Origin of the sequence: Cellulomonas avistercoris (assembly GCF_014836445.1) — a bacterium.
In the GTDB taxonomy this organism is placed as follows: Bacteria; Actinomycetota; Actinomycetes; order Actinomycetales; family Cellulomonadaceae; genus Cellulomonas; species Cellulomonas avistercoris.
Genome location: NZ_JACSQV010000017.1, coordinates 27,227 through 41,447 on the forward strand (window position 1 = coordinate 27,227; position 14,221 = coordinate 41,447).

Consider the following 14,221-nt stretch of genomic DNA (forward strand, 5'->3'; position numbering starts at 1 on the left):
CACGTCGGCGTCGCCGTAGTGCGTGCGCTTCGCTGGGTCGCTGCCGACGAAACGCTCGCTGCGGTCGCCTTCCCCGACAATCCGGATCACCGCCCGGAGGTGAGCGCGATGCAGCCGGTCTTGGCGCAGTTGGCGATCACGGTCGTCGGGTTCGCACACGACCGGTCCGTGCGGGTGGACCGCTTCTCGCGCCGGGAGCATAGGGCGGGAGTTGCCCGCGGAGCTCGCCGTCAGAAGTCCAGGTTCCACTGCTCGAGCCTGCGGGCCTTCGAGCCGATTCTGCGATGCAACATGGTGTGGCGAATCGCCGTACCGAGTGGACCGGGCGTTCGCTCGGTAGTCCGGCTCGTTTCCGGGTTGGTCAGGACGTCAAAGTCTGCCGAGCATCGCTGAATCAGACCCGCCGGGATGCGTGAGGAGTCGTCACTGAGAGCCAGCCGAAGGTGGTCGGCGAACCCTCGCCTGGTGCGGTGTGGATCGCGGAGCGTACGCAGCTCGGCCCACTGGAGGGTTGCAACGGCCGCGCGGAGCTCGATGCGCGCACAGAGGTTAGCGGTCAGCTCTGCGTCGCCCAGCCTCGCAACCGGCTCGACCCCCAAGCCTCGTGCTGTGTCGGGCAGTCAAGTCGGGTACCAAGTGAAGGGACCGTCATCATCGGCGGCGCTCGAGCGTAGGCCGGATCGGACCGTTAGCAGACCTGCGGCGTCGTCGTGCCCGAGTGGCGGCCTGGCCGTTCGGACCGAAGCGGAGGGTGCGCCATCGTGAGGCACCCTCCGGTGTACTTGGCCCAGAAGACTCGCGCGACTGCGATCGCCGTCTCCGGACCTCGACCCTCGGGCAACTCGGCCAGGACCTTCTGAGCGATCGCGCGAAGGCCCAGACCGTCTCCGCAGGCGAGCCGCCGGCGCTCATAGTCGATCGGAGGCGGCTCCTCGTGGAGCCGGTTGAAGAGGCCGTCGACAGCGCGCAGGTACTCCGGCCAGCGCCCACTGTCGTGGATCCTCTTCCAGTGGCGGTGGTAGGCGGGTGCGGAGTGCGCGGGCAAGCCGAGGTTCGTCGCGATGACCGCCCACGGCCGCGTCGTGCCGTAGCGAGCGAGTGCGATGGACGCAAAGGTGCGTCCGGTCGGTGAGTCGATGCCGAAGTCGTCGGGCGCGTCGAACGCCAGCGCCCCCGACCAGATCTGCTGAGGAATCCACGCCATGGGCAGGGCCGGTCGCCGATCGATCTCCTGCAGCGTGCGATCGGACGTGTTCCAGTCGTCGGGATACCTCGGTCGCTCGGATCCCAGCCGGAACCGCAGCTCGTAGCCGAGCGAGACACGTTCATGCAGGTCTCGAAGGCGAACTGCGGTGAGGAGGGGATTTCGCGGTCGAGCGCGGACGGACGCCCTCGGTCCCATCGGTATGAGCTCGTCGTCGCCACCAAGGGCCCCGTGCTTGATCGCCAGGGCGTACGCGTGAGCCGCGTCCGGCTGGCGGAGAACCGTCGCTGCGACGTTCCGTGCGTAACGCTCCAGCTCGGCGTCTCCCTCGAAGTCCTTGCCGAGGCGACCGGCGGTCAGGGCTCCAGCCATCTCGAACGCTGCCTCGATGACCGTCTCCGCCTCGCCTTCGACGCCGCACGCGAGCACGAGACTGGTCGGTTCGGCGTGCGCCAAGAGCGCGAGGTCGAACAGGTACGCCTGAGCTTCGAGTCCACCCGTGGGCGCCGGTCCGGTAGGCATGGTGCGGAGGTCGACGTGGCATCCGTGTCGATATCTGCCGTAGGAGTCGGTCCCTGTGACGAAGCTGGGGCACAGGTGTGGCTCGTCCGTACTCGTCAGCCAGGCGGGTTCAGCGAACGGCTTCGTGTAGCAGCCCGCACAGCGGTCACCGAGGCGGACACCATGGACCGCGCAGTCGAGGTGCCACGGGTCGGTCCAACTGTCCCTCCAGACGCCGTCATCGGAGAGGCAGAGCGGACACCAGCGCGACCCGGCGCTCGTTCGGCGAGGGCTCGCCTTCAGAAACTCGGAGCGGTACCTGGTGCGTGTTCCCGCTAGGGCAGTCGCGACCGGCGATCGGAACTCGACGAGGTGCAGAGGCTGCATGCCGAGAGCGGTGGCGACGCGTTCGCCGGGCTCGCCGAGCAAGAGTTCCGGCAGGCGCGCCTGAGCCTGTGGCGTGATGCGGACCCCGCACTCCTCCAGCAGGGCACGCGGATGTACCCCATACCGGTGGGCTGCTCGCGCGAGCCACGCGTTCAGCTGCTCGTCGGGTCTGCTGCGCGGTTCGGTGACACCCGGGAACAAACCCACCGCCTCCAAGGTTGAGCCTCAGAGACTCAACTTCCGCCGTCTCCAGTTGCCCCGGGACCCCGTCCCACCGCAGACTTGAGCCCGGTGGACTCAAGACGTCCCGAACGACCGCAGTCGGAGCCCTTGGCTCCAGGAAGAAGGCACACACATGGCACGAGCAGTCGGCATCGACCTCGGCACCACCAACTCCGTGGTCGCCACCCTCGAGGGCGGCGAGCCCACGGTCATCGCGAACGCGGAGGGGTCGCGCACGACTCCGTCCGTGGTCGCGTTCTCCAAGACCGGCGAGGTGCTCGTCGGTGAGGTCGCCAAGCGGCAGGCCGTCACCAACGTCGACCGCACGATCACGTCCGTCAAGCGTCACATGGGCACGGACTGGTCGGTCACGATCGACGACAAGAAGTACACGCCGCAGGAGATCAGCGCGCGCATCCTCGGCAAGCTCAAGCGTGACGCGGAGGCGTACCTGGGCGAGCCGGTGACGGACGCCGTCATCACCGTCCCCGCGTACTTCAACGACGCCGAGCGTCAGGCCACGAAGGACGCGGGCGCGATCGCCGGCCTCAACGTCCTGCGCATCATCAACGAGCCGACCGCTGCGGCGCTCGCCTACGGGCTCGAGCGCGGCAAGGAGGACGAGAACATCCTCGTCTTCGACCTGGGTGGTGGCACGTTCGACGTGTCCCTGCTGGAGGTCGGCAAGGACGACGACGGCTTCTCGACGATCGAGGTCCGCGCGACCGCCGGTGACAACCGCCTCGGTGGTGACGACTGGGACGCCGCGATCGTGGCGCACCTGGTCTCCGAGGTGAAGAACACCACGGGCGTCGACCTGTCGAAGGACAAGATCGCTCTGCAGCGTCTGCGTGAGGCGGCGGAGCAGGCCAAGAAGGAGCTGTCGTCCGCGACGAGCACCAACATCTCGCTGCAGTACCTCTCGATGAGCGAGAACGGCCCCATCCACCTGGACACCAAGCTGACGCGCGCGCAGTTCCAGCAGATGACGCAGTCGCTGCTCGACCGCGTGAAGGCGCCGTTCCAGCAGGTCATCCGCGACGCGGGCATCTCCGTCAAGGACATCGACCACGTCGTGCTCGTCGGTGGCTCGACCCGCATGCCCGCGGTGTTCGACGTCGTCACGGAGCTCACGGGCGGCAAGGAGCCCAACAAGGGCGTCAACCCGGACGAGGTCGTGGCCGTCGGTGCCGCGCTGCAGGCCGGCGTCATGAAGGGCGACCGCAAGGACGTCCTGCTCATCGACGTGACCCCGCTGTCCCTCGGCATCGAGACCAAGGGTGGCGTGATGACCAAGCTCATCGAGCGCAACACGGCCATCCCCACCAAGCGGTCGGAGATCTTCTCCACGGCCGAGGACAACCAGCCGTCCGTCCTCATCCAGGTGTTCCAGGGTGAGCGCGAGTTCGCGCGCGACAACAAGCCGCTCGGCACGTTCGAGCTGACGGGTATCGCGCCGGCCCCGCGCGGCATGCCGCAGATCGAGGTCACGTTCGACATCGACGCGAACGGCATCGTGCACGTGTCCGCCAAGGACCGCGGCACGGGCAAGGAGCAGTCGATGACGATCACCGGCGGCTCGGCCCTCCCCAAGGAGGACATCGAGCGCATGGTGCGCGACGCCGAGGAGCACGCGGCCGAGGACAAGCGCCGCCGCGAGGAGGCCGAGACCCGCAACACCGCGGAGCAGCTCGTCTACCAGACGGAGAAGCTGCTGGCCGACAACGGCGACAAGCTGTCGGACGACATCAAGGGCGAGGTCGGCGGCGCCGTCACGGAGCTGAAGACCGCGCTCGAGGGCACCGACGTCGAGGCCGTCAAGGCCAAGCACGCCGCCCTGCTCACGGCGAGCCAGAAGATCGGTGAGGCGCTCTACGCCAACCAGGCCGCCCCGGCCGCTGACGGCGCCCCCGCCGGCGATGCGGGCTCGACGACCTCCGACGAGGACGTCGTCGACGCCGAGATCGTGGACGACGAGGACGACAAGAAGTGACCGACGAGCGACCCCAGGCGGGGACCCCCGAGCCCGAGGAGACGCCGCGCTTCACCGACAAGCGCCGCGTCGACCCGGAGACGGGCGACGTGCGCGAGCCGACGCCCGAGGAGGCCGTGCTGGCCGAGGCCGAGCAGGTCACGACGGAGGCCGAGGAGGCAGTCGTCCTCGAGGGCCTGGTCGAGGCCGAGAAGCTCGCGGCGGAGCGGCTCGAGGATCTGCAGCGCGCCCAGGCGGCGCACTACAACCTCGAGCAGCAGTACAACGCGTACGTGAAGCGGTCCAAGGCCGAGGCCCTGGCCGCTCACGACCGCGGTGTCGCCACGGTCGGCGAGGCGCTCATCCCGGTCCTCGACGACATCGAGCTCGCACGCCGGCACGGTGACCTCACGGGCCCGTTCGCGTCGATCGCCGAGAAACTGGAGTCCACGCTCCAGCGGCTCGGGATCGAGCGGTACGGCGAGGCCGGGGAGGCGTTCGACCCGGCCGTGCACGAGGCGCTCATGCACGGGCACTCGTCCGACGTCACCGAGCCCACGGTGCGTGAGGTGCTGCAGCCCGGCTACCGCACGCCCGCACGGATCCTGCGCGCCGCGCGCGTCGCGGTCGTGGACCCGGAGGCCTGAGGACCAGCATCATCAGCACCACGCACGCCCGCAGGCGGCGGCCGGGCACCGGCCGCCGCCTCTGCGGCACCCGCATCGTTGGGAGCACGACCACGGACACGCACAGCACGACGAACCGGAGGGAGGCGCCGTGACCGGACAGGACTGGCTGGAGAAGGACTTCTACGCCGTGCTCGGCGTCACCAAGGACGCCGACGCGGCCACGATCAAGAAGGCTTACCGCAAGCTCGCGCGCCAGCTGCACCCGGACCAGAACCCGGGCGACGCGGCCGCCGAGGCGCGGTTCAAGGACATCGGCGAGGCGTACGCGGTCCTCTCGGACCCCGAGCAGCGCCAGCAGTACGACCAGCTGCGCGCCATGGCCGGCGGCGCCCGCTTCACCGCGGGTGGCCGGGGCGGCGGCACGGCCGGCTTCGAGGACGTCTTCGGCGGCATGTTCGGCGGCGGCGCCAACGGCCCCGGCGGGCGCGTCCGCTACTCGACGACCGGCGCCGGCGGCGCGGGCTTCGAGGACATCCTCGGCGGCCTGTTCGGCGGTGGCCCCGGGTTCGGGGCGGCACGCGGGCCGCAGCCCGGCGCCGACCTGACGGCGACGACGACGCTGCCGTTCCGCACCGCGGTCGAGGGCTCGACGATCTCGCTGTCCGTCGAGGGGCGCACCGTCAACGCGCGCATCCCCGCCGGGGTGCGCGACGGGCAGAAGATCCGGCTGCGCGGCAAGGGCCGCCCCGGCGACCAGGGTGCGCCGGCCGGCGACCTGGTCATCACGGTGCACGTGGAGCCGCACCCCGTGTTCACGCTCGACGGCACCAACCTGCGCGTGACCGTGCCGATCGCCTTCGACGAGGCCGCGCTCGGCGCGACCATCGAGGTGCCCGCGCTCGACGGCTCCACCGTGCGGGTCAAGGTGCCCGCGGGCACGCCGTCCGGGCGCACGCTGCGCGTCAAGGGCAAGGGCGTCGTCACGCCCAAGGGCACCGGCGACCTGCTCGTGAGCGTGCAGGTCGTCGTCCCGCAGAAGCTGTCGCACGCGGCCAAAGAGGCCGTGCAGGCATTCGGCATCGCGACGTCCGGCGAGGACGTGCGCGCCGACCTCATGGCGCAGGCGCGGCGCTGACGGACGGCAGGCCCGGCACCACGCACGGCAGGTGACACCAGACCACAGGGGGGAGCAGGAAAGGAGGACCGATGGACGAGGACGCGAAGGTCTACGTGATCTCCGTCGCCGCGCAGCTGGCGGGCATGCACCCGCAGACGCTGCGCCAGTACGACCGCCTCGGACTGGTCCGGCCCGCCCGCACGCGCGGCCGCGGCCGCCGGTACTCCATGCGTGACATCCAGGTGCTGCGCGAGGTGCAGCGGCTCTCGCAGGACGAGGGCGTCAACCTCGCGGGGATCAAGCGGATCCTCGAGCTCGAGGAGGAGGTCCGGGCGACGCGCCGGCAGGTCGAGTTCCTGCGGACGCTCGTCGACCCGCGCGGCCGCGTGTTCCGCGCGGACCCGACCGGCAACGTCGTGGCCGACCGCCTGCACCCGTTAGCGGAGCCGGCTCCCGAGCGTCGCCCGCGCTGGACGCCCCGCCAGCTCACCTCGGGCAGCGGCCCGCGCGACTGACGCTCGGGGCCGGCCGGTGCGCCGTCAGATCCAGCGCCAGCGCATCCGCGCCGGACCGCCACCATTCAGCTCCCGCACGCGGCGCGTCGCGTGCGGCAGCCAGCGGTACCGCTCGAAGGTCCCGCGCCCGGTGTCCACGACCCAGGGCAGCAGCCCAGCGAACCGCGCGAGGACGAGCGCGAGGGCGACCAGGGCGACGATCCACAGCTCGAGCAGCACGACCGCGAGCGACACGAGGAACACGAGCACGACCAGCGCGCCGACGATCGCGACGACGGTCGAGACCACCACCCCCAGCAGGTCGGCGCCGCCGCCGAGGGACACGAGGTCCACGCCGAGGTCCTTGACCCGCCGCTTCGGCCGCCAGGGCAGCACCCGCACGTCGACGACCGCTGCGCCCTGCCCCGTCGCGCCCCGCCCTCTCGCGCCCTGCCGCGCTGCGCCCTGCCCGGTGGTGCCGTCGGTCATCCCTGAGCCGTCCTCTCGTCGCGTGTCGGTGGCACGCTACCCAGCCAGGCCGCGCGCACCGGTCACGGCGACCTCGTCGGGCTGCGAGGTCTGGGCCGGACGGGTGACAGTCGTCCGCAGCGGTTGTTCGAATCGGACAATCCGGACGACGATGGCGGGACCACCGCGGATGCGGCACCGGACCCCCGCCGGTCGCCGCCTGACGAAGGGTCCGCCCGTGACCGACGCCCCCGTACGCTCCTCGCTCGGCTCGCACGACATCGCCGTCGACCGTGAGCGGGTGCGTCGCCGGCGCGTGATCCGGCTGTGCCTCGTCGTGCTCATCCTCGAGGCGTACGTGGTGTGGTCGGCGCTGACCGGTCGCCCGCTCGTCGTGCTGCCGGACGTGGACCCGCTGGTCATCGCGCCCGTGCTGTTCTTCGTGGCGCTCATCGCGCTGCTCGTGGGGACGCAGGTGGGCGCCGGGCGCTCGCCGCACGTCACCTACCGGCCGGAGCAGGTCGACGTCACGCTCGACGACGTCGTGGGCATCGACCCGATCGTCGACGACGTGCGCCGGTCCATCGACCTGTTCCAGACGCACCGCCGGTTCGCCGACCAGATGGGCGGCACGCCGCGCCGCGGCATCCTGTTCGAAGGCCCTCCCGGGACGGGCAAGACGCTGACGGCCAAGGCGATGGCCGCCGAGGCCGGCGTGCCGTTCCTCTTCGTCTCGGCGACGAGCTTCCAGTCCATGTACTACGGCGCGACGGCCCGCAAGATCCGCACCTACTTCAAGGCGCTGCGCACCGCGGCCCGCAAGGAGGGCGGCGCGATCGGGTTCATCGAGGAGATCGACGCGATCGCGCTGCGTCGCGGCGGCGTGCTGGGGTCGGACCCGACGGCGGCGTTCGTGGCGCTCCCGTCGCCGTCGGCGATGCTGGCCGGCCAGGGCACGGGCGTCGTGCGCAACGCGATGATCTCCGAGGGCACGGGCGGCGTGGTCAACGAGCTGCTGGTGCAGATGCAGTCGTTCGACGAGCCCGTGGGTGCCGACAAGATCTACAACCGGCTCGTCGCGGCGGTGAACCTGCTGCTGCCGTCGCACCGCCAGCTCATGCAGCGCCGGCCCACGCGCGCGCCGATCCTGCTCATCGCCGCGACCAACCGCGCCGACCACCTCGACCCGGCGCTGCTGCGCCCGGGCCGCTTCGACCGGCGCCTCACGTTCAACCCGCCGGACGCGCACGGGCGCCGCGCGCTCGTCGACCACTTCCTGGCCCGGCGCTCGCACCACCCCGAGCTCGACGAGCCCGCCGTGCGCGACCGCGTCGCCGCCGCGACGAGCGGCTGGACGCCCGTGATGGTCGAGCACCTGCTCGACGAGGCGCTGGTCAACGCGCTGCGCCGCGGCGACGACGCCATGTCGTTCGTCGACGTGGAGCATGCGCGCATCACCGAGCTCGTCGGCCTGGGGCATCCGGTGACGTACACGCAGACGGAGCGCACCCTCATCGCGACGCACGAGGCCGGGCACGCGGTGACGGCCTGGCTCGTCGCACCCAACCGCAACCTCGAGGTCCTGACGATCGTCAAGCGCGGCTCGGCGCTGGGCCTGCTGGCCCACGGCGACTGCGAGGAGGTCTACACCCACACGCAGTACGACCTGCGGGCCCTCGTGCAGATCGCGATGGGCGGCTGGGTCGCCGAGGAGCTGTTCTTCGGCCAGACGACCACGGGTCCGGCCTCGGACCTCGCGGCGGCGACCCGCACGGCGGCGCAGATGGTCGGGGCGGCGGGCATGACGGGCTCGCTGGTGTCGTTCGCGGCGACCGACCGGGACCTGGTGTCCGCGGTGATCGCGGACCGGACGGCGCGGGGCCAGCTCGAGGAGGTCCTCGACAGCGCGCGCGGCACGGTACGCCGGCTGCTCGCGAGCAACCGGGACCTCGTCGAGGCGCTGCGCGACGCGCTCCTGGAGCGGCACGAGCTGGTCGGCGAGGAGATCACGTCGGTGCTGGAGAAGGCGGTCACGGCGCGTCCCGACGGTCTGCGTCCGGTGTCGCCGGGCGAGCACCTGCGGATCGCCTGACCGGGGGTCGCCCGGACGGGTGCGCTCAGGGCCGTGCCAGGGGCCGTTGGTCCTAGGCGTTCGTCCAGATCGTGAGACGATACGGGGGCCGGTGACCCCGGCCCTCGTATCGATCGCACTCACAAGGAGCGTTACCGCCGTGTCCGCCGTTACCTGGCATCGTCGCCCGACGACCGCCGCCCTTCCCCTGCGCACCCGTCTGCGCCACCTCAACGAGACCATCCGCTGGGCGCCCGCCCCGTACTTCGAGGGTTCTGCCCGGCAGCGCCTGCGCTACGTCGGCTACCTCCTGGGCTCCGTGCTCGCCTGGACCGTCGGTGGCCTGGTCGTCGTCGCGGCCCTCGGCCGCGCGCTCACGTCGTTCTGACCGACGTCCCGTACCGGGCGCGCAGCGACGCGCGCCCGGTACGGCCCGGCGGGCCACGGCCCGCCCGCACCCCCTTCGGGTGACATGAGGGTGTCGTCACACCCCTCGCCCCGGGGTGTCGTGGCACGACGCGCCGACGCCGCGGCGTGACCATCCGGACATCCCGTGCGAAGCGCCTGTGGACGGACGTGGGGACGACGCGCCGTCCCCTGTGCACACACGTGTGGGCAGCCCCGGCGTGTCGTGTGGCGCGACCGCGTCGTCGCACGTCAGAGGGTCCCGCAGGTGTCCACAGGGGGTGGGTGACTGAGCGCACAGGGTGAAGAACGACACGGCTGTAACACAACACTTAGTAGTGACTTGCGATGTCAGACCCCAGGTGTAGTGTCTACATCGACGGCTCGCCCCGAACTACACGGGTGTCACGCGGGCCTCGTCAGCAGGTCGGAAGGCTCCTCCCGGGGGCGTCCGGCGGGTCGACGAGGACGACGCGCGCACCCCACCCCCGGGTGACGCGGCCGCACGACGAACACTCACAGACCACGAGCTCGGGGGAGCAGACATGACCATCACGGTGTACAGCAAGCCGGCCTGCGTGCAGTGCACGGCGACGTACCGCGCCCTCGACAAGCTCGGCCACGACTACACGGTCGTCGACATCTCGCAGGACGCCGACGCGCGTGACTACGTGATGTCGCTCGGCCACCTCCAGGCGCCCGTCGTGGTCGTCGGCGGGGAGAACTGGTCGGGCTACCGTCCCGACCGCATCAAGGCACTCGCGGAGAAGCTGGCGACGCAGGTCGCCTGACGTCGGCGGGCCTATCAGGCCCGTCGCCCCGCACGCCCCGGGCCGACGCATGGCGCACGCCGCGGCGGCTCGGCGGGCATTCGAGAACAGGCCGACCGGCACCCCGCGGTGCCGGTCGGCCTGCACCCGGCAGTCGACCGGGGCTCCGGCGTGCCCGGGGTCCGGTCGTTCACCACAGGTCGCGGAGAAGGAGGCGGACGTGGCACAGCTCGTCTACTTCTCGTCCGCGTCCGACAACACCCACCGCTTCGTGCAGAAGCTCGGGCTGTCGGCGCAGCGCATCCCGCTGCGGCCGACCGACGGGTTCCTGCACGTCAGCGAGCCGTACGTGCTCGTCGTCCCCACCTACGGCGGGGGCAACGAGGGCGGCGCCGTGCCACGCCAGGTCGTCAAGTTCCTCAACGACGAGGACAACCGTGCGCTGATCCGCGGCGTCATCGCGGCCGGCAACACGAACTTCGGAGAGGCGTACTGCATCGCGGGCGACATCGTGGCCGGCAAGTGCCACGTGCCGTACCTGTACGCCTTCGAGCTCATGGGAACCACTGAGGACGTCAACCGCGTCCGCGAGGGATTGGGAAGATTTTGGCAGCGACAGTCGCAGATACCCGCGTAGACCTGACGGGGCTGGACTACCACGCCCTCAACGCGATGCTCAACCTCTACGACGCGGACGGGAAGATCCAGTTCGACGCCGACCGGCAGGCCGCGCGCGAGTTCTTCCTGCAGCACGTCAACCAGAACACGGTCTTCTTCCACGACCTCGAGGAGAAGCTCGACTACCTGGTCGAGAACAAGTACTACGACCCGGCCGTGCTCGCGCAGTACGACCGCGCGTTCGTCAAGTCGCTCTTCCAGCACGCGTACTCGAAGAAGTTCCGCTTCCAGACGTTCCTCGGCGCGTTCAAGTACTACACCTCGTACACGCTCAAGACGTTCGACGGCAAGCGGTACCTCGAGCGCTTCGAGGACCGCGTGACGATGGTCGCGCTGTCCCTGGCGGAGGGCGACGAGACGTTCGCGACGAACCTGGTCGACGAGATCGTCTCCGGGCGCTTCCAGCCGGCGACGCCGACGTTCCTCAACCTCGGCAAGGCGCAGCGCGGCGAGCCCGTCTCCTGCTTCCTGCTGCGCATCGAGGACAACATGGAGTCCATCGCGCGCGGCATCAACTCCGCGCTGCAGCTCTCCAAGCGCGGCGGCGGCGTGGCGCTGCTGCTGTCGAACATCCGCGAGCACGGTGCGCCGATCAAGCACATCGAGAACCAGTCGTCCGGCGTCATCCCCGTGATGAAGCTGCTCGAGGACTCGTTCAGCTACGCCAACCAGCTCGGTGCCCGCCAGGGCGCCGGTGCCGTGTACCTGCACGCGCACCACCCGGACATCTACCGCTTCCTCGACACCAAGCGCGAGAACGCGGACGAGAAGATCCGCATCAAGACCCTGTCGCTCGGCGTCGTCATCCCGGACATCACGTTCGACCTGGCGAAGAAGAACGAGCCCATGTACCTCTTCTCGCCGTACGACGTCGAGCGCGTCTACGGCGTGCCGTTCGCCGACGTGAACGTCACCGAGAAGTACTACGAGATGGTCGACGACGCGCGCATCCGCAAGACCAAGATCAACGCGCGCGAGTTCTTCCAGACGCTCGCGGAGATCCAGTTCGAGTCCGGCTACCCGTACGTCATGTTCGAGGACACGGTGAACCGGGCCAACCCGATCGAGGGCAAGATCACGCACTCGAACCTGTGCTCGGAGATCCTGCAGGTCTCGACGCCGTCGACGTACAACGAGGACCTGTCGTACGCCGAGGTCGGCCGCGACATCTCGTGCAACCTCGGGTCGATGAACATCGCGCTGTCGATGGACTCCCCGGACCTGGGCCAGACCGTCGAGACCGCGATCCGCGCGCTGACCGCGGTGTCCGACCAGACGAGCATCGAGTCGGTGCCGTCCATCAAGAAGGCGAACGCCGGCGGGCACGCCATCGGCCTCGGGCAGATGAACCTGCACGGGTACCTGGCGCGCGAGCGGGTCTTCTACGGCTCGGACGAGGGCCTGGACTTCACGAACATCTACTTCTACACGGTCGCCTACCACGCGATCCGCGCGTCGAACCTCATCGCCCAGGAGCGCGGCGAGAAGTTCTACGGGTTCGAGAAGTCGACGTACGCGACCGGCGAGTACTTCACCAAGTACGTCGAGAAGGAGTGGAAGCCGCGCACCGCGCGCGTCCAGGCGCTGTTCGACGAGGCCGGCGTCCGCATCCCCACGCAGGACGACTGGCGGCTGCTCGCCGCGCTCGTCGCCGAGCACGGTCTGTACAACCAGAACCTGCAGGCCGTCCCGCCGACCGGGTCGATCTCCTACATCAACCACTCGACGAGCTCGATCCACCCGATCGCCTCGAAGATCGAGATCCGCAAGGAGGGCAAGATCGGGCGCGTCTACTACCCGGCGCCCTTCATGACGAACGACAACCTGGAGTACTACCAGGACGCGTACGAGATCGGGTTCGAGAAGGTCATCGACACGTACGCCGAGGCGACGCAGCACGTCGACCAGGGCCTGTCGCTCACGCTCTTCTTCAAGGACACCGCCACCACGCGCGACCTCAACCGGGCGCAGATCTACGCGTGGAAGAAGGGCATCAAGACGATCTACTACATCCGCCTGCGGCAGATGGCGCTCGAGGGCACCGAGGTCGAGGGCTGCGTCAGCTGCATGCTGTGACGCTCTGACCTGCGACAACGCCTTCGACGAGACTGAGGAACGAACGACATGATGAGCCCCACAGGCAAGATCAAGCTGGTCGACCGCGTGTCGGCGATCAACTGGAACCGGCTGCAGGACGAGAAGGACGCGGAGGTCTGGGACCGCCTCGTCGGCAACTTCTGGCTCCCGGAGAAGGTGCCGGTCTCCAACGACATCCAGTCCTGGGCGACCCTCACCGAGGCCGAGAAGACGATGACGACCCGCGTCTTCACGGGCCTGACGCTGCTGGACACCATCCAGGGCACCGTCGGCGCGGTCAGCCTCATCCCCGACGCGCTGACCCCGCACGAGGAGGCCGTCTACACGAACATCGCGTTCATGGAGTCGGTGCACGCCAAGTCGTACTCGTCGATCTTCTCGACGCTCATCTCCACCAAGGAGATCGACGAGGCGTTCCGCTGGTCGGAGGAGAACCCGAACCTGCAGCGCAAGGCCGAGATCGTCCTCGACTACTACCGCGGCGACGACCCGCTCAAGCGCAAGGTCGCCTCGACGATGCTCGAGTCGTTCCTGTTCTACTCGGGCTTCTACGCGCCCATGTACTGGGCGTCGCGCGCCAAGCTGACGAACACGGCCGACCTCATCCGCCTGATCATCCGCGACGAGGCCGTGCACGGGTACTACATCGGCTACAAGTTCCAGAAGGGCCTGGAACTGGTGTCGCCGGCCGAGCGCGCCGAGCTCAAGGACTACACGTTCAACCTGCTCTTCGAGCTGTACGACAACGAGGTGGAGTACACGCAGGACCTCTACGACGAGCTCGGCCTGACCGAGGACGTCAAGAAGTTCCTGCGCTACAACGCCAACAAGGCCCTGATGAACCTGGGCTACGAGGCGCTGTTCCCGCGCGACGAGACGGACGTCAACCCGGCGATCCTCTCGGCGCTGAGCCCCAACGCCGACGAGAACCACGACTTCTTCTCCGGGTCGGGCTCGTCGTACGTCATCGGCAAGGCCGTCAACACCGAGGACGACGACTGGGACTTCTGAGTCCTGCTGCACGCCGCCGCGGCCCCGCCTCCGCTCCGCGAGACGCCGGCGCCGCTCCCGCCAGGCCGATCGTGAGGGGTTGCCGTCGTCCACCGACGGCAACCCCTCACACTCGTCCCACCCGGTCCGCCACCAGGGCGATCCCGCGTCGCCGGCTCGGGCGTCGATCGCGGCCGGCCGTCGTCGCGGCACCGC

12 protein-coding genes are annotated in these 14,221 nt (G+C 69.7%); 10 read left to right on the forward strand and 2 right to left on the reverse strand.

The window, feature by feature from the left end:
• Nucleotides 1-688: 688 nt before the first annotated feature.
• Nucleotides 689-2,299 carry a TniQ family protein gene (locus H9657_RS16660; RefSeq protein ID WP_191784553.1) on the reverse strand — a complete coding sequence of 537 codons (1,611 nt, stop codon included), beginning with the start codon at nt 2,297-2,299 and terminating at the stop codon, nt 689-691.
• A gap of 148 nt (nt 2,300-2,447) precedes the next feature.
• On the opposite strand from H9657_RS16660, the gene dnaK reads away from it, so the two are divergent.
• From dnaK to H9657_RS16680, 4 genes are all read left to right on the forward strand, one after another.
• Complete coding sequence (dnaK, locus tag H9657_RS16665) at nt 2,448-4,307, forward strand: molecular chaperone DnaK (protein ID WP_191784554.1); 1,860 nt, start codon at nt 2,448-2,450, stop codon at nt 4,305-4,307.
• Nucleotides 4,304-4,933, forward strand: coding sequence for a nucleotide exchange factor GrpE (grpE, locus tag H9657_RS16670; protein WP_191784555.1), 630 nt, complete (start codon nt 4,304-4,306; stop codon nt 4,931-4,933). Before dnaK ends, grpE begins: the two co-directional genes overlap by 4 nt.
• A 130-nt stretch (nt 4,934-5,063) precedes the next feature.
• Entirely contained in the window at nt 5,064-6,050 is a 987-nt protein-coding gene (locus H9657_RS16675; RefSeq protein ID WP_191784556.1) for a DnaJ C-terminal domain-containing protein, read from the forward strand.
• A gap of 71 nt (nt 6,051-6,121) precedes the next feature.
• Nucleotides 6,122-6,547, forward strand: a complete 426-nt coding sequence (locus tag H9657_RS16680) for a heat shock protein transcriptional repressor HspR (RefSeq protein ID WP_191784557.1) — start codon at nt 6,122-6,124, stop codon at nt 6,545-6,547.
• Between the two features lie 24 nt (nt 6,548-6,571).
• Here H9657_RS16680 and H9657_RS16685 read toward each other — a convergent pair whose 3' ends face one another.
• A complete protein-coding gene (locus tag H9657_RS16685) occupies nt 6,572-7,015 on the reverse strand; it encodes a hypothetical protein (protein WP_191784558.1) in 444 nt (147 codons plus the stop codon).
• A 217-nt stretch (nt 7,016-7,232) separates the two neighbouring features.
• On the opposite strand from H9657_RS16685, the gene H9657_RS16690 reads away from it, so the two are divergent.
• The 6 genes from H9657_RS16690 (at nt 7,233) to nrdF (ending at nt 14,026) form a co-directional block, all read left to right on the forward strand.
• Entirely contained in the window at nt 7,233-9,086 is a 1,854-nt protein-coding gene (locus tag H9657_RS16690) for an AAA family ATPase (RefSeq protein ID WP_191784559.1), read from the forward strand.
• Between the two features lie 139 nt (nt 9,087-9,225).
• Entirely contained in the window at nt 9,226-9,453 is a 228-nt protein-coding gene (locus tag H9657_RS16695; RefSeq protein WP_191784560.1) for a chemotaxis protein CheW, read from the forward strand.
• A 562-nt stretch (nt 9,454-10,015) separates the two neighbouring features.
• Complete coding sequence (gene nrdH, locus H9657_RS16700; RefSeq protein ID WP_191784561.1) at nt 10,016-10,261, forward strand: glutaredoxin-like protein NrdH; 246 nt, start codon at nt 10,016-10,018, stop codon at nt 10,259-10,261.
• Between the two features lie 199 nt (nt 10,262-10,460).
• Entirely contained in the window at nt 10,461-10,877 is a 417-nt protein-coding gene (gene nrdI, locus H9657_RS16705) for a class Ib ribonucleoside-diphosphate reductase assembly flavoprotein NrdI (protein ID WP_191784562.1), read from the forward strand.
• On the forward strand, nt 10,847-12,994 hold the full coding sequence (gene nrdE, locus H9657_RS16710) for a class 1b ribonucleoside-diphosphate reductase subunit alpha (RefSeq protein WP_191784563.1): 2,148 nt from the start codon (nt 10,847-10,849) through the stop codon (nt 12,992-12,994). The genes nrdI and nrdE overlap by 31 nt, the downstream gene beginning before the upstream one ends.
• Before the next feature lie 51 nt (nt 12,995-13,045).
• On the forward strand, nt 13,046-14,026 hold the full coding sequence (gene nrdF / locus H9657_RS16715; protein ID WP_191784592.1) for a class 1b ribonucleoside-diphosphate reductase subunit beta: 981 nt from the start codon (nt 13,046-13,048) through the stop codon (nt 14,024-14,026).
• The last annotated feature ends 195 nt before the right edge of the window (nt 14,027-14,221 follow it).

What these genes read in the sequence shown, in the direction of transcription:
- nrdF (WP_191784592.1), top strand. Translation starts at nt 13,046, where the DNA reads ATGAGCCCCACAGGCAAGATCAAGCTGGTCGACCGCGTGTCGGCGATC.
- nrdH (WP_191784561.1), top strand. Translation starts at nt 10,016, where the DNA reads ATGACCATCACGGTGTACAGCAAGCCGGCCTGCGTGCAGTGCACGGCG.
- H9657_RS16685 (WP_191784558.1), bottom strand. Translation starts at nt 7,015, where the DNA reads ATGACCGACGGCACCACCGGGCAGGGCGCAGCGCGGCAGGGCGCGAGA.
- H9657_RS16680 (WP_191784557.1), top strand. Translation starts at nt 6,122, where the DNA reads ATGGACGAGGACGCGAAGGTCTACGTGATCTCCGTCGCCGCGCAGCTG.
- dnaK (WP_191784554.1), top strand. Translation starts at nt 2,448, where the DNA reads ATGGCACGAGCAGTCGGCATCGACCTCGGCACCACCAACTCCGTGGTC.